This is a genomic window from Arthrobacter sp. S2(2024) (assembly GCF_036662515.1).
Classification (GTDB): Bacteria; Actinomycetota; Actinomycetes; order Actinomycetales; family Micrococcaceae; genus Arthrobacter.
This window is the reverse complement of sequence record NZ_JAYKZI010000010.1, coordinates 48,393-68,999: the sequence shown is the minus strand read 5'-3', so window position 1 is coordinate 68,999 and position 20,607 is coordinate 48,393. Positions and strand designations below refer to the sequence as shown.

Below are 20,607 nucleotides of genomic sequence, written 5' to 3'. Positions count from 1 at the left end.
CGGTTTGGGATCGATATATGTCACTTAACCGGTAACTTATTCTAAGTCATGTAAAGGACTACTTTTTACCGTGTTTGTGACAGATAGTCGAGGATATCTTCCCGGAGCGCACGCTCGGATTCTTCACTCCAGCATCCGCATCGGGCGTGGCCGTCGAGATGCTTCTCACCGCCTGCGACCAACCACCCGGACCGGCAGACGCGGCCACGCGCTGCTGCTGGTCGCCGTTCAGACCGGGCTTTGGATCTCCGAAATCAGCGGACTCACCCGCGCTGATGTGCACCCTGGCGCCGGCGCGGACGTGGCTTGCCACGGCAAAGGGCGCAAAGACCGGATCTCTCCGCTGACCAGGGGGCACCATCACAGCCCTCCGCGACTGGATCACCGAACAGCACAGCGATGCCAACACACCCATTTCCGACCCTCCGCGGCACGAAGCTCAGCCGCGATGCTATTGATCACCGAATCGCGCACTACGCCAGGACAGCGGCCGCCGGCCGCCAATCGCTGCAGAGGCGGTGTTTTGGTTGCCGTTTTCGCACTTTGCCGCGTTTGGGTCGTTGCGAGCGGCGTTGGCCGATCCAGAGATATGCCCGCCGAAGAGTTTTCGGCGGGCATATCTTGGGCTGCACAGCTCGCGGTCGAGCAGATCCAATCAGAAGTGTGCTGTCTTCCGTGCTGCAGGATTCAAACTCCCGTATAGGTGGTCTTACTCCACGTGAAGAATTCCACCGCGTTATGGCCTTGCTCCCTGAACGTGTTTGTTGAGGAATCCTTCACTCCGCCGAAAGGTACGTGAAGGTCGAGACCTGCAGTAGGACGGTTGACTTTGACTACTCCGACTTGGGCGCGTTTTGCGAAGTCTGTTGCTTTGCCCAGGTTATCGGTGCAGATGCCTGCGGTGAGGCCGTAGTGGGAGTCATTGACGTGTGTCAGACCGGTTTCATAGTCCGGTACTTCCAGGACTGTGAGGATTGGGCCGAAGGTTTCTTCGTGGAAGACCGGATCCGTTTGGGGGAGTCCGGTCAGGATCGTGGGTGGGAAGCTGAGGTCACCGGCCGCGGTCCCTCCGTGGAGTACGGTTGCACCTCGTCCGATCGCGTCCTGAACAGTTTGGACGTTTTGCTGCAGTTGGGTTTCGTCGACGACGACACCCATGGTTGTCTCGGGGTTGAGGCCGTCACCGACGACCCGCTCTCCGGCCAAGGTGATGAGCTCGTCAAGGAATTGTGCCTTGATTCCGGGGGTGACGTAGACCCTGGAGGTGGCGGTGCAGGCCTGTCCGGTGAGGCCGAAGGCTCCGCCAGCGACAACCTGCGCGGCTTTGTGCGGGTCAGCGTCGTCGAGGACGAGGACGGCGTTGTTGCCGCCCATTTCGAGCTGGACTCGTGCCCTGCGGGAGTTCAGGGTTTCTTGCAGCCTGAGACCGACGGCCGTTGAGCCGGTGAAGGACAACGCAGCGATTCGGGGGTCGCGGGCGAGGGCGTCACCTACTTCGCGGCCTCGGCCATGAACGAGGTTCATGACGCCTGCCGGCAATCCAGCATCGTGGAGGGCAGAGGCCAAGTGTGTCGCGGACATGGGGGTAAGGGCGGCGGGTTTGAAGACCACGGTGTTTCCGCTGATCAGGGCCGGTGCCATTTTCCATGCAGGGATAGCAAGGGGAAAGTTCCAGGGGGTTATGAGTGCCACGACTCCGAGTGGCTCTCTGCTGGTGGTCACTGTGGTGTTGGGAACGCCACTGGTGAGCACTTCCCCCGTGGGTGCCCATCCCAGGGAGCCAAAGAAGCGCAGGACGTCGATAGCGCGGGTGACTTCGCCGGTGGCTTCGGTAAGTGTTTTTCCTTCTTCCCGCACCAGGTCAGCGGCGATGGTGTCCCGGCGCTCCCGGAGGAGGTTTGCTGCTGCAGCGAGAATTGCGCCGCGTGCGGGCGGTGGCGTTTCGGACCATGTGTGCTGTGCCTCTGCGGCAGCGGTGATGGCTTCGTTGATGGTGCTCAGGCCGCCGGTGGGGGCAAGGGTTGCCAGTTCGCCGGGCCGGGCGGGATTCATCCGTTTCGTGGTTGCTTCACCGAGCCATTGCCCGTTGATGAGGTGTTGTGCGATTGCTGGATTGGACATCGTTGCTCTTTTCTTCGAAGGCTGGCGGCAGGCTAGGTCAGAGGGTTCGGATGAGCCCTCCGTCGCACCGCAAGGCCACTCCGGTGATGTAGGACGCGGGACCGCTGCAGAGAAAAGCTGCCGCGGCTCCGAACTCGTCGGGGTCGCCATAACGGCCTGCCGGGATGGAGCGGCGGGACGCTGTCTGGATTTCGTCGAGGGTAACTCCGGTCCGGTCCGCTGCCGCTTGATCGAGTTCACCGACGCGGTCAGTGGCGATTCGTCCGGGTAAGAGCATGTTCACAGTGACGGAATCCTCTGCCACTTCTGCCGCGAGGGTCTTGAGGTAGGCGGCCAGTGCGGCGCGGCCGGTGTTGGACACGGCGAGGTTTGGCAGAGGTGCGGCTACACCGCTGGATCCCAGTGCAAGAATGCGTCCCCATTTACGTGCGCGCATACCAGGCAGGATCCGTGAGACAAGGTGGTGGTGTGGTTCGACGAGACTGTGGAAGGCATTGGCCATCTCTGCGGACGACAGGGTCGCTGCGGGCCCAGGTTTGGGTCCTGGGCCGTTGAGCACGAGAATGTCGATCTCGCCCAGTTCGTCTTGGGTTCGGCGCAGTGCAGTGTCAACGCCTTCGTTGGTTTGAAGGTCTGCTGGGATGCCTATCGCGCTCGGCAGGTCCGCAGCAACGCGCTTGGCGACGTCGGCACGTCGGCCGGTGACTGCCACCTTTGCCCCGTCAAGGGCCAGCGCACGAGCGACAGCTAGCCCGAGGCCGCCTGTGGAAGCGGCTACCAATGCGGTCCGGCCGTTTATCTGCAGATCCATTAGTGACTCTCCAACTGAACCTGCGGCACTTCCTGAAGGTGCCTGAGCATGGACGAGCGCAACCCTTCCGGGAAGGTTGCCGCCGGTTGTCTGACGTGCGGGCGGTTGATGAGGCCTCGATTGTGGAGGCATTCCTTGCGTATGGCGAGGGCTATGCGTGGCTGTTGCTCGAAGTTGATAAGGGGAAGGTAGGGCAGCAGAGCGTCTCTCGCCGCCTCGTACCCTTCTTCGTGCCAGGCCTGTATGCAGGCAATGAGCGCCTCCGGGTAGGAGAAACCGGTCATTGCCCCGGCGGCGCCGGCGAGCAATTCGTCCAAAAGGCCTTGCCCGCCGAGTCCGCCGAATATGGGCGCCTCGATTTGGGGACTGATGGTTGAAATGGCGGCGCTGGTGGGTGCGTTTTCGGCCTTTACCGCTGCGATGAAGTCACACGCCTTTACGACGTCGATCAGGTCAGCGGGTTTGATGGTGACGCCGGTGGCGGCGGGATAGTCCTGCAGAACGATCGCCGCCCCTGTGTCCCGACGGATTGTCTGAAGGTGGTCGGTGACCACTTTTGGGATGGATGAATTGACCTGGATCATGGCCGCCGCGAAGCGCATGCCAGAGACGGCCTGCGCGGCGAGGATTTCGTCGATAGCAGCCTGCGTGGACAGTGCTGTCACCCCGACCACCTGTGGCAGGGAAGTTGCGTTGCTGACAGTTTCCAGAACCAGCGCCCGTTCTGACAGGGTTAGTGATGCTGCCTCACCGAATACACCCAGAACCGTCAGCCCTGTGGCTCCGATGCTTTCGTAGTGTCTGGCCAGATGGTCCAGGCTGGTCGTGTCCACTGCGAGATCGCGGTCGAGGAATGGTGTCGCGATGACTCCCCAGACGCCTGGGGCCAGATATTGGTTGCTCATGGGTTTTCCTTCAAGTCAGTCAGCCGGTGGCTGGTCCGGTGCCGACGGCGTGCGGCGGCCGGCGCCGGGACGGTTACCTGCGGGTTGTCCGGCTTAGCGGAGGACGCCAAGTTCAATCAGCCGGGATATTGTGGCTTCGTCGAATCCGTTTTCATGGAGTATTTCGACGTTGTGTTCGCCTAACCGGGGAGCTGCCCGGCGTACTGACGCCGGTGTGGTGGACAGCCGGATGGGTGCGTTGAGCATTTTGACGATGCCCAGTGTGGAGTGTTCGGCCTCGACGATCATGTTATTGACGTGTGTCTGCTCGTCCTCCAGGGTTTGTTCCAGGGTGTGGACTGGGGCGTTAAGAAGGCCTTGCTCTTCAAGTTTTCCGGTCCAGTACGCGGTGGTGTTGGTTGCGAAGTGTTCCCGGAAAATCTCCTGCAGGTCGGGCTTGTTCTTGAACTGCGCCTCCAGCGTCGCGAAGGCTGGTCGGTCGGTCAGGTCCTCATCGAGTCCGAACGCCTCGGAGATCCGGGCGAGCGGGTCCGGTGTGAAGCCGCCGACCATGCAAACAGCGCCGTCGGTGGTTTCGAAGACGCCGCTGAGCGGCATGGCTCCCCAGTTGACCTCGTAGCCGCGATTTAGCTGCATGCAGGCCTCTTGCATCTGCAGGTGCAGCATGGAGTCGTACATGCTGACTTCCACCTTCTGTCCGACACCGGAGACCTGGCGGGTGCGCAGTGCCAGCAGGATGCCCTGCATGAGGTGCATGCCTGTGATGTAGTCACAGAGCGGAGTCGGATAGATCGACGGCGTGACGGTGTCGGAGTTCCGGCGCCACATCACCCCGGAGTAGGCCTGCGCGATTGCGTCCTGGCCGCCCTTATGGGAGTAGGGACCCTCGGGGCCGAAACCCGTCCCAGAGGCCCAGATAATGCCAGGGTTTTCTGCTGTGAGGTCTTCGTAGCCGAAGCCCATTCGTTCCATGACGCCGGAGCGGAAGTTGCTGACCACGACGTCCGCTTCCCTGAGCAGCTGCTGCAGCACGGCACGGCCTTCGTCTTTGCGTGTGTCGACCGAAAGGCTTCGTTTGTTGCGGTTCATGGCCAGGAAGATCGGGTTGTCCTGACCGTCCTTGTCCGGGAAGGAGTTACGGGAGATGTCGCCGGCGCCAGGTCGTTCGACTTTGATCACGTCGGCGCCGTAGTCGCCCAGGAGCTGGGTGGCCGACGGTCCCATGAATACCTGGGTGAAGTCCACGACGGTGATCCCGGCCAAGGGCAGGGCCGTAGCGGTCACGGTGGCTGGGGCCGTGGTAGCAGTGTCGATGACGGTGCTCATGCCCCGGTCTCCACGGCCGCTACCGAACCGGCGTCGATGGTGGCGTTGGCGGAGGGGATATCGCCCGGGTCTGCGTTGTGCTGGCGCATACCTTGTTGGATGTCGGCGGCCTCGATATCCCGGACCATGACGCCGTTTTCCGAGGCGAGGGCTGCGGCGATGCCAACGGCTTGGCCCATGGCCATGCAGGGCGGGATTTCGCGGGACATCTTCTGGGCCTCCGGTGTTGCTGAGTAATGCCTGCCGGCGACGAGGAGCTGGTCGACGTCCTTGGGAAGGAGGGAACGGTATGGGTAGTAGTAGTCGCGGCCGCGGGCGACGGTGTCTGCGAAGTGGCGGCGGCTGGTGACATCGTCCTTGGTCATGACGTATTCGCCTTCGAGCAGGCGGGTTTGCCGGACACCGATCTGCGGCGCGACGTCGAGCAGGTGCGCGTTTGCGAAGCCCGGAAGGTTTTCCTTGACGTACGCCAGGGCTTCGGTGATACGGTCGCGTGCTGCGAATTCGGCTGCGGTGAGGTCGGCCGGGTCCACGCCGCTGTAGCCGCTCATGTGCGGGGCGTTGCACCAGACGACGCCTTCGATAGGGGTTTTGAGCCACCACAGTTCCCAGGCTCCGCCGAGGAGGCGCTTGATCTTGCGGTTGATGGCGCGGCCTTCTTTGGGGTTTTCCTGTTCGAAGCGTTCCGCTTCGGCTGTGTCGACCCCACCGAGGCGGAAGACCAAGGTGGTGATGTAGGAGTCCTGGATGTAGCTGGCCCCTGCCCGGGAAGCGACGTCGATGTCACCGGTGGTGTCGATGACGACGTCGGCGAGGTAGGCCTGGGGTCCGGATTTCGTTTCACAGATGACGCCTTTGATGACTCCGTCGTCGACGATCGGGCGGGAGAACCACGAGTGCAGGCGCAGCGTGACGCCAGCTTCGCGGACGAGGTCGTTGGAAACGCGCTTCCAGCCGTCTGGGTCGAACGCGGCGGCGTAGCAGATGGGCTTGGGAAGTCCGTGGGCATGAAAGTCGAAGGTTCCATAGCGGCTCCATTTATTCCACAGTTCCGTTGAGGTCTTGCGGTCCTCGACTGGTGGAACGATCGCCAGGCCTAGCATTTGCAGCCGTTCGACGTATTCGGAGACAATCCCGGTGACCGTAATGTCCTGTCCGTTGACCATGTCGTCCAAGACCAGGACCATGCCACCGGAAGCGAGGCCTCCAAGGGTTGGATACCGCTCAAGCAGTGTGACCGTGGCGCCAGACCGGGCAGCGGTAACTGCCGCTGAGACCCCTGCGGGGCCGCCGCCTACGACCAACACTTGCGACCGGGTTACCACCGGGGCCTGGAGTTGGTCGCTGGAGACGCGCAGATCGAGTTCGTTCATTGTTATTCCTTGCTTTCTGTAAATCTGTGGCGCTGGAGGGTGCGGGGACGGGGTTGGCGGAGCCTCCGGTGCGTCCCTCCGTCGCCAACCGGAGGGACGCAGTCTTCGGGTAAGGGGCTATTCGCCGGCGTAGATGCCGCCCTTGCGCCGCACGATGATGTACAGCAGGACGCTAATCAGGGAAAGGACAGAGATGTAGACGGGGAACATCCAGATCATGTTGTTGTCCCTGAGCCACAGCAGCAGATAGGAAGCGGTCCCACCGAACAGTGCAACGCCGATGCCGTAGCCGAGCGCGACGCCGGTACCTCGGCACGCTTTGGGCAGTAGCGAGGTGGCGACGACGTTGTAAATGGTCGAGTTCAGGGCCAGCATCACTGCGCCACCGAAGACAACGGCAATGAAGGTGCCCATGCCCTGCGCCGTGTAGAGCAGCATCAGGAAGACCGAGGGGATTGCCAGCAGCCGGGTCCAGATGAAGACACGTGAGAGCTTGAAACGGTCAGCGAGTTTTCCGCAGATTGGGGATGCGACGAGGAGAAGAACGCTCAGGACCGTGGTGACCGCGAAGACCATGGTGGGGTTTTCGCGGTAGGTGCCGCGGGCCAGGTTGGGCAGTCCCACGTTCCAGGCGTAGATATAGGCCTGGACGGCACCGACGACGAAGACGATGGCCAGAACACCCATCCAGGCACGGCGGACGCCGGACCAGATCTGCGGGGTTGTTTGGCGGTCAGCTTCAACGAGGGACTCGGGCAGGCTCCTGCGGAGGAAGATGACGACCGCGCCCAACAGGGCACCGACAAGGAATGGGATACGCCAGCCCCAGCTGTTCATGACTTCTTCGCTGAGGAAGAGGCTGTTGAAGAAGCTCACGAGGGACGCCAGGAGGATCCCCAGATTGACGTAGAAACTCATGTAGCCGCCGGTACGTCCCTCATTTCCCTTGGGGGTCAGTTCCACGGCATAGCTTGTTACGAGGGGAATTTCGACGCCAGCGGAAATCCCTTGGATGACCCGGCAGGCGCACAGGATGATGCTCGCCCAGGGCCCGATGGCGGCGTAGGAGGGTGTGATCCCGATAACAAGGGTCATCAGGGCCATGAGGGTGAAGGACCATAGCAGTACCCGGCGCCGGCCAAAGCGGTCTGCCACGAAACCAAGGATGACACCGCCAACAGGACGCATGGCGAAGCCAACCGCGAAGATGATCAACGCGTTCATCGTGGCAGCCAGGGGGTCATGGGACGGGAAGAACTGCGGACCGATGAAGGAGGCGAGCAGACCGAAAATGATCCAGTCGTACTGCTCCATTGTGTTGCCCAGGCCAAGGGCCAATAGAGCCCTTTTGTTTGACCTTGTGGTGGAAATGTTCTGTTCAGCTGCGACGACTACTGTCGTCTCTGATCGGTCAATCATGTTTCAATCCTTTGAAAATGGACGCAGCTCACTACGGTGTGGGGCTGCGGAGAATGAGGATTAACAGAAAGCACGCAGGGGACATCGACCAGAGAGATCGATGCGAAAAGAAAAAGACCGGTAGGACTGGTAGATCTACCAGGTGGGTGGCGTGATCACCCAGATGGCGACGCAGGGTTCGTCAGTGGGATTGACATACCAGTGGGGGATGGTTGATGCGTAACGGATGGAGTCTCCGGGGCCGAGCCTGTGACGCTCGCCGTCGAGGTATACGTCTTTGGTGCCGGAGAGAATGTGTCCGAACTCTTCGCCTTGATGGACGAAGGGGTTGGCGCTGGTGTCATGCCCGGGCATGGATACTACGCGGGTTACTTCCAGTGCTCCTCGAAGGTCGGGGGTGAGCAGCTCATAAACCCCGCCGTCGGGTTCGAATCCGTGGCCGCCCAGCTGACGGCGTTCATTGTGCCGCACGACAGGGGAGAGGTGATTCTCCTGTGGTGTCAGAAGCTGGCCCGCCGGAACTCCAAGTGCGTGGGCCAGCTGAGCCAAGGTAGTGAACGAGGGATTGCCGTGGCCTCGCTCAAGTTGGCTCACGATGCCGGCACTCAGGCCGGAAAGTGAACTGAGCAGCTGGACCGTTAGTCCGCGGCTCTTGCGAAGGGAACGGATTCGCGTTCCCATCTCATTCATCAGCGCCGAGACCGGGACTTCCTGACGATCATTCATGGTGTTCCCGGAACCCTCCGCCTCGACGACAATCACCACTATGATGAACGTTTTTCATCATGTCAAGCAAAAAACATTGACGAAGTGAATATTAGTTCATTATGGTCAGGATTAGCGGGTGTGTCGCCCGTCACCCCGTCAACTTTTCAGATTGGAACGACCATGAGCGAAACGACGCTGTCTCAGCCCTTGAAGTTGGACGAGCTGCAAGGAGAACAAGCGGTTTTCAGCAAGACAGTGGGAGAGTTCGATGTTTATCAGTTCGCTGGGGTAACCGGTGACTTCGCGCCCTTCCACGTTGACGCGGATCTAATGAGCAAAAGCGCCTATGGTCAGCGGATAGCTCACGGGGTTTTGATCCTGGGCTACCTGGCTACCGCCTCTGCCGTCTACTGGAGGGTCCCGGGCAGGGAGGGAGTCGGCGTCTCGTTGGGTTACGACAATGTCCGCTTCATCAAACCGGTCTTTCTTGGTGACACCATTACCGCCACCTACCAGGTGACCGGCTGGGACGAGGAGAAGCGTCGGTTCTTGGCTGAGGGACGGGTGACCAACCAGCACGGCGAGCTGGTTTTGGCCGCAACCCACCTGACCAAAGCCTTCGCTGTCGAGGGCTAAAAGTTGTCCCAGGTCCGTGGATTCCCTGCTCATGGGCCTGGGAAGTCATGGATGTCATATTGCATGGCTTTCTGCTCGCCAGGCACTAAGAGCCGGGGTCGCCGTCGAGCCGCCGAAGCCGGTCCTCACCTTCGATCAGCAGCACGCGGCCCATGCCGTTCTCGAGCCACACCCAGACGGCAGACCCGTCAGGCATGACGCTGTCGACGCGGCCTGTCCCTGAGATCCTGCTGTTCCAGACATGAACACGCTCCGCCTCGACAAGCTGACCCCAGTCCCGGTCAAAGTACGGGCCTACGCTGGAGGGTCCGCTGTGGGCTGGCAGGGTGTTGTCCGACGGTATGCCCTCCCCGGACGGACGCCGTTCAGTGTCCGTGGGATAAGCTCTGGTACCTCCAAAGCGGGAGACATTCTTGTGTGTAGTTCCTACGAATCGCATGTGTTGGGCATCCAATCTTGGTTTGATCGCCACCTGTAGACGTCCGCTCAGAGGCTGCGTTCGAGTGTTTCTCCGACCGGGACCGTGTGGTCGACGGAGAGTGAGTAGCTGGCGGGGCCGTGCCTGGTGACAAGAATTCCGCTGGCCGCAGACACAGCGACTGGGCGCAGCTGGTTTTCGGCCCAGGTCAACATCTCGGGAACGTCGCAGGGAGACTGGACGGTGATGTGGATTCCGTTATCCCCGACGATTATCCCGCTGGCCAAGGGTGCAGTCCTGACCAGGGTTTCGTTCCTTATGCCCTCGCCGATGGCCTGGATGATGATGTGGATGGGGTTTTGTGGTTTGCTTTGCACGACACGACCTTTGTTTGGTAGCGCAATTAATACCGACGACGCCCGGCCCTGTTGCCAGGTGCCGGGCGTCGATGGGTGCACGGATTACGTTGGGGACGCTAACTCCCAGGGCTGCGCTCCAGTCCAGGTTGTTGCTTTGGCTCCGGCCGCGACGGCTTGCCGAAGGGCTTCCTCTGCAGTGGCACCCAGCGCGAGGCTGGCTGCCAGGGTCCCGGCGAACGCGTCACCGGCGCCGGTGGTGTCTTGAACGGTTGTTGGCCCGGGTCGGAAAGCGAATCCATGCCAGCTGGCACCGTCACCCCCGAGCGTGACGCACGGGTTGCTCAGGGCCGGGAGTTGGGCCCGCTCGTGTTCGTTGACGATCACGACGTCGGCCATGGCCGCCAGTTCAGCGGCCTGCTCCGTGACCGGCGAGGCGTTGAGGATACTCAGCACAGAATGCTTGCGGGCGATCAGCAGGGCTTCGCGGACGGCGTCGGGCGGGCTCTCCAGTTGAAGGAGTACGACGCCGGATTCGGCGATGGCTTGTTCAGCTGATCGCACGTCTTTGGCTGTCAAGACACTGTTGGCACCCGGGACGACGACGATGCTGTTTTCTCCGGCGCTATCGACGCACACGTGTGCCCGGCCCGTGGTCTGTCCCGGGGTTTCGATGACGAAGTCGATGCCGATGCCGTGTTCAGCGAGTTTGTCCCTGTAAGTCCTGCCCGCGGCATCATTTCCCGTTCGCCCGATCAGAGCCGTGGCAGACCCTGCACGGGCAGCAGCCAGTGCTTGGTTCGCGCCTTTACCGCCGGGGCGGTCTGTGATGGAGGAACCCAGGACCGTTTCCCCAGGCTTTGGATGCCGCTCTGTGGTGAGGACAGTATCGACGTTCAGGGAACCAACGACGGTCGTGCGTCCGTTCATGCCGGGCATCCAGCCTGGACCGTGGACATGAACAGCCTTTGCATGGCATCACGGTCGATCGACATTGCTACGTTGATCAAGGAATTTCGGACGGTCGTTCCGTGCAGCTCGCTTTCGCCCTCGTGACTGCGCTGATCCACGATGGTCTTGCCCCGGCAACCCCCGGCCAGTTCGACGGAAACCGGGAACTTCTGAAGAACGGCTGTTTCGGGCCGGGCCACCAAACAGGCAGCTCCTGCATCGCCCAAGGTCGCGCCCCCTTTCAGCCTGGGATCGGAGGACTCCTTGGAACCGGAGTGGCGCAGCAGCTCGCCAACCAGGCGGACCCCCGCGTCTGCCGAGGACAGCAGCGGCAGGTAGTCCTCGCTGGGGAGCGTGGCCGTGTAGAAGACATCCAGGCCGTACATCGTGACCGGAACACCGGCCTCCAGCACCACCGACAGCGCTTCAGGATCGTGCCAGGCGTTAAACTCGGCAACCGCGGTGGCGTTTCCCATGCCTACCGAGCCGCCCATGAAAACGATCCGTTCAAGCTTGCGTGCGGTGTGTGGATACGCCCGGACAAACAAGGCGATGTTCGTCAGGGGTGCCAACGCCAGCAACGTGACCGGGACCTCGGATTCTTCGATGGTCCTACGCAGCAACTCAAGAGCAGGGAGCTCGGAGGCTGAGTGAGGGCTGCGCGGCAGCTCAAGATCGGCGATGCCGTTGGCGCCGTGAAAGCCGTGGGCGGTCCGGGCTTCGTTGATCAGTGGGCGCTCAGCGCCCCGGCCGACCGGAGTAGATCCGGCGCCTGCCAGCTCCAGTACGTCGAGGGTGTTCTGGACGACCTGGTCCACGTTTGCGTTGCCGGCGACGCAAGTGACCGCCGCCAGGTCAACTCCCGGGTCCCGGACAAGGAAAGTCAAGGCCAGCGCGTCATCAACGCCGGTGTCCACATCCGCTATGACACGGACAGGGGACCGCTTGTTGCTCTGGCCATCCGCGCCGGCCTCGTTGACCGGCGCGGATGTGGGTTGGTTGAGGGAACTCATCTGCTTCTTTCAGGTGATCCGGCTAGTCGCGGGTGCTTCCACCGTCGACGTTCAGGACCTCACCGGTGATCGAACGTGCGGCCACGGATGCGAGGAACACTACTGCCGCGGCGATTTCGTTGGGCTGCTGCATGCGCTTGGTTGGGATGCTTCCGATGAAGGCTTCGCGCTGTTCCTCCAGGGACAGACCCGTCACCGCGGCGACGTCTGCAATGACTTTGGAGATCATAGGGGTGTCTACGGTTCCGGGAGCGATGCCGTTGACGGTGATGTTGGGTGCCAGGTCCAGTGCCGCTGCCCGGGTCAAGCCGATCAGGCCGGCCTTGGATGCCGAGTAATCCACTTGGTTTCCGAAGGCGTGCTTACCTGCGACAGAGGCAATGTTGATAAAGGCGCCCTGACGGTTCTCGGCGATCAGCCGCCGGCCAATCTCACGCTGGATGATGTAGGGGCTGGTCAGGTTGATGTCCAGGGTTCGGCGGAAATCCGATGTCTCGACATCGAAGGTAGGACGGTTGGCGTAGAAGCCGGCAGCGTTGACGATGATTTCGGGCACTTCGTCCAGCTCGGCGAGGGCGCGTTCGACGTCGGCGGTGTCGCTGAGGTCGATCACCATGCCCTCAACGTTGGGGGAGTCGTCCGCTACACGGTCCCAGCCCAGTACCCGGGTGGCACCGGCAGCGACGAGCGCAGAGGTGATGGCCCGTCCTGTTCCGCCTGCGGCGCCGGTGACGAGGGCTGTTCTGCCGATCAGGGAGAATCCCAGCGGGGAGAGGTTGTCGGTCGGTGCGAGTTCAGTCGCGGGTGCCAGGTTGTTCATTATCGTGTTTCCTTCCACGTGCGGGATTCGGCGGAGTTGCGAATGGCGTCCATGGCGCGGGCATTTGCAAGGCCTTCCTCGAAGGTCGCCACTCCCCTCTCCTTGGCTTGATTGGTGTAAATCGCTGCGATGCTGCGGCTGATGGAGTCGGTGTCGCTGTCGAAACCGATGGTCCGTAGACCGGTGACCTTGTTGCCGATCTGCAATTGGTTCGGGTGCGCGGAGGTCCATATGGCGCTGCCGGTGGTTCCATCGATGCGGAGTTCGATTTCGTCGAAGGCGCCGTGAGCGAGTTCGGTGCCGTAGACCTGCCCGATGACGCCGTTCTCGAAGGTGAGCATGGCGGCGAACAGATCGTCGTTTGGCGGGGTGACGCGGCCCTTCTCTGAGCCGGTGTCGTAGTCGCGTTCGCCCATGTAGCCGAGCAAGGCGTTGGCTGCGGTGATTTCGGAGCCAAGGACGAAGTGGGCGAGGTCCAGCCAGTGCGAGCCGATTTCGATCACTGTCCTGGCGGGGCCGACCTGGGTGGGGTCGTAGCGCCAGTCGAGTCCGCTGGGGCTGGCGTTCCATTGCTGGCGGTAGTGGCCGAACACCGAGACCGGGGAACCGATTTCACCTTCGGCAAGCAGGTCTCGCAGCATCTGAATGCCCTCGTCTTGGCGGCGGTTGAAGTTCAGGTAGTTCGGCACGTCGTTGCTGGTGACGTGGTGCAGGGCTTCGGCGGCGAGTTCGGCGGTAGGGGCGAGGGGCTTTTCGCTGATGATGCTCAATCCCCGCTCCGCGGCTTCGCGGATGGGGTCGTTGTGGTTCATCGGGGTGGTGCATACGTGCATGTGCGAGACGCCCGGTAGATCCAAAGCTTCGTTGAGGGAGTTTGCGGCGGTGGCGCCCCAGAGGGAGGCGAAGCGTTCACGGTTGGCCCGGTTGGGGCTCCAGACGACGGCCGGGGCGGTGCCGAGGTCCCGAAGTGCCTTCGCGTGGCTTGCAGCGATCATGCCGGATCCGATGATGACCGGACGGACGTGGGGAATCTCCACGGTGTTCTTCTTTCTTAGGTATGCAGAGCTAGTAGTCGATGCGCGCAGCGTTGTTCAGCCAGGCATGGAAGGGTTCCTTCTTTTCCTCCAGCGCAGCTTCCTCGACCGGGGTACCCCAGGTCGACCGGTCGCGGGCAAACATTTCGTAGAATTCGAGGTCGTCGAATCCCCCGGCGGCCGCGTCGTGACGGTCGGCCGCGTAAACGACCCGGTCCACCCGCGCCCAGAGGGCCGAGGCCATGCACATCGGGCACGGTTCGCAGGATGAGTACAGGGTCAGTCCCGAGAGGTTGAAAGTGCCCCTTGCCTGTCCGGCGTTGCGGATAGCGACGACTTCGGCGTGTGCAGTGGGATCGTTCAAGCGGGTGACCTGGTTCTGGCCGGTGGCGATGAGTCCATCTGCACTGACAAGTACGGCGCCGAAGGGGCCGCCGCCTGCCTGGACGTTTTCGGTGGCGAGGTCGATGGCCTGCTTGAGCCAGGCTTGGTCCTGGGCGGTGAGGTTCGTGATGGGGTTCATGGCGGTGCCTATCTGGTGTGGTTCAGGGGGTCAATCGCGCAATTCAGCGAAGCTGACGGCTGACCCGTTGGTCTTTTTGGCGATGTACGCGGCCACAGTGACGGCGACGATGGTCAGCAGGTAGGGCAGCGCCAGAAGGAATTCCGTGGGCAGCTTCCATCCCTGGACCTGCGCGAGGATGCCCAAGGCGTTGGCGAACCCGAAGAACAGGCACGCACCGCAAACTCCCCAGACTGTGCCGCCGCCGAAAATGATGGCGCTGAAGGCTAGGAAGCCGCGACCGGCGGTCATGTCCTGGGAAAAGGAGTTCAGTCCGTCGAGGGAGAGCTGGGCCCCGCCGAGGGCGACCAGAGCTCCACAGGCAATGAGAGCCAGAAGACGAAGCTTGGTCGGGGACTGGCCAGCGCTACGGGCAGCGAAGGGGAACTCGCCAACGGCGTTCATCATCAAACCAATCCGGGAGCGGCGCAGCAGCACCCATACGCCAAAGGCGACGACAGGCAGCAGCCAGACAAGGATGGACATGCCGCCCATGATGGAGAAGATTCCGGCGTCCGCCCCGTCTGAGATGGGATCAGGAAGCGTCGTCGGAGACGTTGCCGTGGCCTGGGACCCGTACAGGACGTTGAGCATGAACACAGTGGCGGTGAGCCCGACGGTGGAGAGCCCGATACCGACGATGATCACGTCACCTTTGAATACGGTGATGCATGCCCAGTACACGACAGACACTGCGACGGTGACGAGGATGGCAATGACGACGGCCAGGAACACGTTGCCCGTGGCTTTTGCCGCGGCCACGGCGGTGAAGGCGGCGATGGCCATCAGGCCTTCCAAACCGAGGGTGAAGACGCCGACCCGGAAGGCTATCAGTCCGCCCAACGCCACCCACAGGAGCGGTGCCGCGTCACGGATTGCGGTAGCTATGAACTCATACATGGGCTTTCTCCGGGACTTTGTCGTTCTTGGCGGTGGCCGTTTCCTGCTTCTTGCGCAGGACAATCTTGCGGAATTTCAGGGTGATCAGGACGGCGATGAGGCCTTGGATCAGGTCAAGGGCGGACCGGGGAACGGTCGTTACTGCGGGGAGGTACTGCAGGGCAGCTTGCAGGCCGCCGAACAGCAGGCCAGCTGCGATGACGCCGGGGACCCGGAGCAGGCCGACCAGGGCGACGAGCACCGCGGTGAACCCGAGTTCCGGTGAGAAACCGGCAACAAGGCGGCCGGCTGGTCCGAGCAGGTCCATTGCCCCGGCCAGGCCGGCGGCAGCTCCGGCTGCGCCGAAGCAGGAGAATGCCAGCCGGTTGCAGGAAGCGCCTTGCCATCGGACGACGACAGGGTTGCGGCCCAGCAGGTCGGTGGTCAGCCCGCTGCGGGTGGAGGACAGCCAGGCCCACACGATGCCGATCACGACGACGGTGATCGCGATCAGGGTTGGGGAGGTGCCCAAGCCGTTGGATAGCCGGGCATCTGCGGCGATGGCAGTGGTGGAAGCCACCGCGCTGGATCCTGCCTTGTCACGCAGCGGACCGCCAGCGACGTACTGGACCAGCAGTACCGCGATGAAGTTCAGCATGAGTGTCGAAAGCACTTCATCGGTGCCGAAGACGACTTTCAGGACAGCTGCGATCAACGCCCAGATGGCGCCGCCTGCCATGCCGGCGAGAACCGAGAGGGTGGTGACGACTGGTCCGGGGGCGTTCACGGCCAGACCGACGATGGCCGAGCATAAAGCGCCGATGTAGATCTGTCCCTGGGCGCCGACGTTGAAGAAGCCGGCCCGGAAACTTACGAGGACGCCCAAGCCCGCAACGATGAGCGGGATGGTCCAGCGGATTGTGTTCTGCAGGGCACCTGGAGCTGTGATGGCTCCTTGGAGGGTTCCGGTCCACAGGGCGACGATGTCGTAGCCGGAGGCGAAGATGATCAGTGATCCAAGGAAGAACGCCGAGAGCACCATAAGTGCTGATCTGCCGATGGCTGAGAAGTCACGCATGTACGCCACCTACCATTTCGGTTCCAATGTCGATGAGGCTTGCTGTTGGGGGAAGCTCAGCGACGAGCTTGCCACCCCGGAGGACGAGAATTCGGGTGCTGAGGGCGCGCAGTTCATCCAAGTCGCTGGAGACGAGGATGACGGCGCCGCCGCGGTTTGCGATTTCGGTCAGGCTGCGCTGGACGAAGTTAATGGCTCCGATGTCCAGGCCGCGGGTTGGCTGGGCTGCGAGGACCAGGACAGCTTTGGTGTCCAGTTCGCGTGAGAGGATGGCGCGTTGGACGTTTCCCCCGGACAGCTGTCCGGCGGGCTGGTCGATGGATCGGTAGGAGACGTTCCATTTTGTGAGCAGCTCGGTGACGCGGGCGCGGAGTTTCCGGCGGGAGATGATGCCGCTGCGCTGCATCATGACTTCGGAGATGGCGACGTTGGGCCAGAGCGAACTTGTTGAGCTAACCCCTTCAAGGTTGCGTTCAAACGGGATGGCCCGGACGCCTTTGCGTCGCCGCTCCAGCACCGGAGTTCCGGTGATGTCCTCTCCGGCGAGACTGAGGCTTCCTTGCGACGGGATAAGGCCCACGATGGCTTCTACCAGTGACCGTTGGCCGTTGCCTTCCACGCCGGCGATTCCTACGATCTCGCCTTGGCGGATCTCGAAGCTGACGTCTTCCAGAGCGGCGTCATTGGGCAAGGACTTGGTTTTCAGTGCATTGGCTTGAAGCAGCGTCGAGCCTGCGCGGCCGGTGAAGGTCACGCCGCCGCCATCGACCGTTTCGGCTGCCTCCCCTGCTGCGGCGTTTTCGCCGATGATGTGTCGGGCGACGATATCGGGGGTCAAGTCTGCCACAGGCGTTTGGGCCATGGTGACGCGGCCCCTCTCCAAAACCGTGACCGTGTCGGCAACGGCGAAGACTTCCGAGAGCTTGTGCAGAACGACGACGACGGTCATTCCACTGGCCGCGAGTGACCGGATGCGTTCAAAAAGCGCAGGGACGTCAGCTGCGGGAATGGAGGCGGTCGGTTCATCGAAGATCATGACACGGGCGTTGCCGCTCAGGGCCCGAGTGATTTCGAGGGACTGGCGCTGCGGGACCGAAAGGTCGCGCACCCGACGCTTGACGTCCAAGCCCAGGCCGAGGGAATCGGCGGCTTTTTGCCAGTGGGCTTCCAGGGCGCGCCGGCCGTGGAATGCGCGGGAATCGGTGGAGAACATGGCCAGGCACTCGGCGATGGTCATGGACGGGGGAGAAGTGAAGTGCTGGTGGACCATGTCGACGCCCTGCTTGCGGGCGGCGATAACATCGCCCGCGGCAAGGGGTTTGTCGTTCAGATAAACCGCCCCGTCTGTGGGCTCGTAGAGCCCACAGACGACGCGTGCGAACGTGGTCTTGCCTGCTCCGTTTTGCCCTACTACGGCGTGGACCGAGCCGGGCTCAAAAGAAACACTGACATCGTCAAGGGCTGCGAAATCACCGAAACGCATGGTGACTTGGCTGATGTCGAGGCGTGGACCTGTCATTGCTAGTGCAACTTTCCGTGAGGGATCTCTGGCTAGATGCCGTTGGTGTCGTAGGTGACCTTGATCTGGCCGCCCACGATCTGCTTCTTGAGGTCATCGAGCTTGGGCTGCAGGGCCTTCAGAGCCGCTGCGCGGGGTGAGCCGCCGGACAGGAAGCTGTCCGAAAGCTTCAGACCCACGAGGTCCTTGTCGAGGGAGGCAGCGTAGGTGCCCAGGGCCTTGCCATCCTTGAGGACTTGCTCAGTGGCATCAGCTAAAGCGTCACCAAACTTCAGGAACGTAGTACCTGCAACGGTCTTGGGGTGCTCCTTTGCCACAGCTTCCGAGGCATCAGTGAGGACCAAGGCATCCTTGGTCTCAGCTGCCTGGATGATGCCCAGGGAGCTGCCACCTGCGTCGGTCTGGAGCATGTCTGCTCCCTGCGAGATCATGCCCAGGGCGATATCGCGGGCCTTTGCCGGATCAGAGAAGGAACCGACAATGCCGGAGATGACTTTCACCTTCGGGTTCGCGGCCAGGGCGCCTGCCTTATACGCATGGAAGTTCGCGTTCAGCAACGGCGATCCCGCACCACCGATCCATCCCAAAGTATTGGACTTGGTCAAGGATCCAGCCGCGTAGCCACTCAAGTAGGCGGCCTTGTAAACGTCGAAGCTCACACTCGTGAGGTTGGCGATAGGTGTGGGAGGGGCGTCGGCAAAGATATGCACGAACTGAGTGTTCGGAAATTCTCCAGCCACCGTCCGCAGGGCGTTTGTGATGTCCGGGAAGGCCCCGGCAATGACCGTCGCCCCGGCCTGCGCAGCGTTGCGCACGGAGGATTCATACGTGGAAGGGTCAGTGGCTTCGATCGTCTTCGTCGAAGCTCCGGTCTGATCTTTGATCTTTGCGAGGCCGGCAATCAGATCATCGACGCCGGAACCGTCCCCCGGCGGCTGGGTGGTCACGAAATTTACGGATTTCGTCGTGTTGGACGATGCCCCGGATGAAGCCGGTGCAGAACACCCGGAAAGAAGAAGAGCGGACGCGGCCAGAGCGGAAATGGCAGCAGTCAGCGGCAGAGATGGGATTTTCACCTTAGAACTCCCTATTGACATGAACGGAGATGAGCGCCGGACGCAGATTGCGTGTGCGCTGTCGAAAGCTCTTCGAAGGACCGTTTCGTGCACTGTAAGCCGTGTGGAAAGGGGTGGTCCGCAGGGCTCCGGTCTGTTTGAAGTAAAGCCAGCATAGGCGTGTTATGCGCATAACGCAAGGGCTTTTTGTGATCCCGTGTACATCCAAGGAGAAAGATGAGCGCCGGACTTAGTCGACGAGGGGTGCGATCCCTGTCGATTCGCGGCCAAAGTAACTGGTCGGGACCAGGATGGGGGCGGCGACGATCCCGCCAACCCTGGCCTTCAGCGCTTTCCCTGCAGCCGCGCCAAGTTCGACAGCGGACAGATGGATCGAGGACAAAGATGGCGCGAGTAGCTGAGCTGGATCGCTGTCGTTGAACGCGACGAGTGAAAAGTCCGCTGGGACGGACAGTCCCATGGCCCTGGCCCCGGCGAGGACGCCATAAGCGTGCCGTTCATCGGAACAAATGACGGCGGTGACCCTCTCATGACGCCAGTGCGGCCATTTGCCGGAAAACAAGTCGGCAGTCGCGTCAAGACCGCCTGTTGTGACGCGCAAATCGGGTCCGACCGGCTGGATTCCGTGGGCTTTCAAAGACCGAACCACGGATTTCCGTCGCTCAATCAGCGTCAGGGAGTTAGCAGCCAAGGAGACGTAGCCGACCCGCTTGTGACCCAGACGCGCCAGCTGGGCAGCCATTTCATCAATACTCGGATCGGTATCGAAGGCCACCAACGAGGCATTTGACGGGGCTTCCGGAGCATCCACCACCACCGTTGCCGCCAGCACGTCGCCAATTGCGCCTAGTTCCGCGGAAGACGGGCTGGCCAGAATCACTCCCGTGGTGTCGGCACCAACCGCGACCGAAACGAGAGCCTCAGCGGAGTCCTTTCTGGACCCCCCGTTGGGTCGCGAATCATAAAAGGACAGATCCCACCCATGGCCTAGAGCCGAGCTCACCCCTTCAAGAACGGGACCGAAGAAGCTGTACGAAAAGCCAGGGAAAATGAACGAAACCGCCCGCCCTGTGCCGCTGGAAAGCTTCTGTGCCGTACGGTTTGGAACATAACCAAGCTCGGCGACAGCAGCCGCGATGCGTTGTTGCCATTCGGGCGTGAGTCTTCCCTCGTACTTGCCGGTAATCCAGAGGGAAACAGCAGCTTGAGAGCAGCCGGCCAGCTTCGCAACTTCTGTTGCTGTGACCCGGCGCGTTCGTTGGGTTGCCGTGTCAGCCATAGTTTGAGTGATCCCTTCTTTGCAAGCACCGTCGAGCACACGGTGCGAGATGAACCCAGAATACGTCCTACGCTGATCTGGCAGGGGACGTGCAAGACAGACGCGCACGGACTCGGCGCTAAAACCGGTCCCACCGCCCTGCCCGAGATGTGGGCCAATGACATTTGATGAGGATAGAACCATCTACATCCGCTTCATTGAGTGCCAACGCGAGCGGAGAGATCGGCGGGCGAAACGGCTCAAGGCGTAGACCCTTGAAATCGCACCAAAGAGCGGCAACGCTCTGAACAAGGATCCGAGGCCAAATTCGGGTCCTTTGTTCG

20 protein-coding genes are annotated in these 20,607 nt (G+C 61.8%); 1 reads left to right on the top strand and 19 read right to left on the bottom strand.

The window, feature by feature from the left end:
• Positions 1 to 687: 687 nt before the first annotated feature.
• The 7 genes from VLA65_RS17045 to VLA65_RS17015 all read right to left on the bottom strand — a co-directional run bounded on the left by VLA65_RS17045 (position 688) and on the right by VLA65_RS17015 (position 8,681).
• Positions 688 to 2,121, bottom strand: a complete 1,434-nt coding sequence (locus tag VLA65_RS17045; protein ID WP_332603186.1) for an aldehyde dehydrogenase family protein — start codon at positions 2,119 to 2,121, stop codon at positions 688 to 690.
• A 37-nt stretch (positions 2,122 to 2,158) separates the two neighbouring features.
• Positions 2,159 to 2,932 (bottom strand): SDR family oxidoreductase, encoded by a 774-nt coding sequence (locus tag VLA65_RS17040; protein ID WP_332603185.1) that lies wholly within the window; start codon positions 2,930 to 2,932, stop codon positions 2,159 to 2,161.
• Positions 2,932 to 3,837, bottom strand: coding sequence for a dihydrodipicolinate synthase family protein (locus VLA65_RS17035; protein WP_332603184.1), 906 nt, complete (start codon positions 3,835 to 3,837; stop codon positions 2,932 to 2,934). The genes VLA65_RS17040 and VLA65_RS17035 overlap by 1 nt, the downstream gene beginning before the upstream one ends.
• 93 nt (positions 3,838 to 3,930) lie before the next feature.
• On the bottom strand, positions 3,931 to 5,163 hold the full coding sequence (locus VLA65_RS17030; protein ID WP_332603183.1) for a CaiB/BaiF CoA transferase family protein: 1,233 nt from the start codon (positions 5,161 to 5,163) through the stop codon (positions 3,931 to 3,933).
• Complete coding sequence (locus VLA65_RS17025; RefSeq protein WP_332603182.1) at positions 5,160 to 6,536, bottom strand: FAD-dependent oxidoreductase; 1,377 nt, start codon at positions 6,534 to 6,536, stop codon at positions 5,160 to 5,162. Before VLA65_RS17025 ends, VLA65_RS17030 begins: the two co-directional genes overlap by 4 nt.
• A 117-nt stretch (positions 6,537 to 6,653) precedes the next feature.
• Positions 6,654 to 7,955, bottom strand: a complete 1,302-nt coding sequence (locus VLA65_RS17020) for an MFS transporter (protein ID WP_332603181.1) — start codon at positions 7,953 to 7,955, stop codon at positions 6,654 to 6,656.
• A 135-nt stretch (positions 7,956 to 8,090) separates the two neighbouring features.
• A complete protein-coding gene (locus VLA65_RS17015) occupies positions 8,091 to 8,681 on the bottom strand; it encodes a helix-turn-helix domain-containing protein (protein WP_332603180.1) in 591 nt (196 codons plus the stop codon).
• 162 nt (positions 8,682 to 8,843) lie between these two features.
• Here VLA65_RS17015 and VLA65_RS17010 point away from each other — a divergent pair, with 162 nt between their 5' ends.
• On the top strand, positions 8,844 to 9,299 hold the full coding sequence (locus VLA65_RS17010) for a MaoC/PaaZ C-terminal domain-containing protein (protein ID WP_332603179.1): 456 nt from the start codon (positions 8,844 to 8,846) through the stop codon (positions 9,297 to 9,299).
• Between the two features lie 85 nt (positions 9,300 to 9,384).
• Here the strand turns inward: VLA65_RS17010 and VLA65_RS17005 are convergent, their stop codons facing one another.
• The 12 genes from VLA65_RS17005 to VLA65_RS16950 all read right to left on the bottom strand — a co-directional run bounded on the left by VLA65_RS17005 (position 9,385) and on the right by VLA65_RS16950 (position 20,323).
• On the bottom strand, positions 9,385 to 9,738 hold the full coding sequence (locus VLA65_RS17005; RefSeq protein ID WP_332603178.1) for a hypothetical protein: 354 nt from the start codon (positions 9,736 to 9,738) through the stop codon (positions 9,385 to 9,387).
• A 47-nt stretch (positions 9,739 to 9,785) separates the two neighbouring features.
• Positions 9,786 to 10,094 (bottom strand): hypothetical protein, encoded by a 309-nt coding sequence (locus VLA65_RS17000; protein ID WP_332603177.1) that lies wholly within the window; start codon positions 10,092 to 10,094, stop codon positions 9,786 to 9,788.
• Between the two features lie 84 nt (positions 10,095 to 10,178).
• Positions 10,179 to 11,003 carry a ribokinase gene (locus VLA65_RS16995; protein ID WP_332603176.1) on the bottom strand — a complete coding sequence of 275 codons (825 nt, stop codon included), beginning with the start codon at positions 11,001 to 11,003 and terminating at the stop codon, positions 10,179 to 10,181.
• Positions 11,000 to 12,037, bottom strand: a complete 1,038-nt coding sequence (locus tag VLA65_RS16990; RefSeq protein ID WP_332603175.1) for a nucleoside hydrolase — start codon at positions 12,035 to 12,037, stop codon at positions 11,000 to 11,002. Before VLA65_RS16990 ends, VLA65_RS16995 begins: the two co-directional genes overlap by 4 nt.
• A gap of 22 nt (positions 12,038 to 12,059) precedes the next feature.
• Positions 12,060 to 12,857 (bottom strand): SDR family NAD(P)-dependent oxidoreductase, encoded by a 798-nt coding sequence (locus tag VLA65_RS16985; protein WP_332603174.1) that lies wholly within the window; start codon positions 12,855 to 12,857, stop codon positions 12,060 to 12,062.
• Positions 12,857 to 13,894: a Gfo/Idh/MocA family protein gene (locus VLA65_RS16980; protein ID WP_332603173.1), complete on the bottom strand. Its 1,038-nt coding sequence runs from the start codon at positions 13,892 to 13,894 to the stop codon at positions 12,857 to 12,859. The genes VLA65_RS16985 and VLA65_RS16980 overlap by 1 nt, the downstream gene beginning before the upstream one ends.
• A 28-nt stretch (positions 13,895 to 13,922) precedes the next feature.
• A complete protein-coding gene (locus VLA65_RS16975) occupies positions 13,923 to 14,414 on the bottom strand; it encodes a nucleoside deaminase (RefSeq protein ID WP_332603172.1) in 492 nt (163 codons plus the stop codon).
• 30 nt (positions 14,415 to 14,444) lie between these two features.
• On the bottom strand, positions 14,445 to 15,353 hold the full coding sequence (locus VLA65_RS16970; RefSeq protein ID WP_332603171.1) for an ABC transporter permease: 909 nt from the start codon (positions 15,351 to 15,353) through the stop codon (positions 14,445 to 14,447).
• A complete protein-coding gene (locus tag VLA65_RS16965) occupies positions 15,346 to 16,410 on the bottom strand; it encodes an ABC transporter permease (protein WP_332603170.1) in 1,065 nt (354 codons plus the stop codon). Before VLA65_RS16965 ends, VLA65_RS16970 begins: the two co-directional genes overlap by 8 nt.
• The gene (locus tag VLA65_RS16960) at positions 16,403 to 17,929 is read right to left on the bottom strand and encodes an ABC transporter ATP-binding protein (RefSeq protein ID WP_332603169.1); all 1,527 of its coding nucleotides are present in this window, start codon (positions 17,927 to 17,929) and stop codon (positions 16,403 to 16,405) included. The genes VLA65_RS16965 and VLA65_RS16960 overlap by 8 nt, the downstream gene beginning before the upstream one ends.
• Before the next feature lie 32 nt (positions 17,930 to 17,961).
• Entirely contained in the window at positions 17,962 to 18,876 is a 915-nt protein-coding gene (locus VLA65_RS16955; RefSeq protein WP_332603168.1) for a BMP family ABC transporter substrate-binding protein, read from the bottom strand.
• Between the two features lie 358 nt (positions 18,877 to 19,234).
• On the bottom strand, positions 19,235 to 20,323 hold the full coding sequence (locus VLA65_RS16950) for a LacI family DNA-binding transcriptional regulator (RefSeq protein WP_332603167.1): 1,089 nt from the start codon (positions 20,321 to 20,323) through the stop codon (positions 19,235 to 19,237).
• Positions 20,324 to 20,607: the final 284 nt, after the last annotated feature.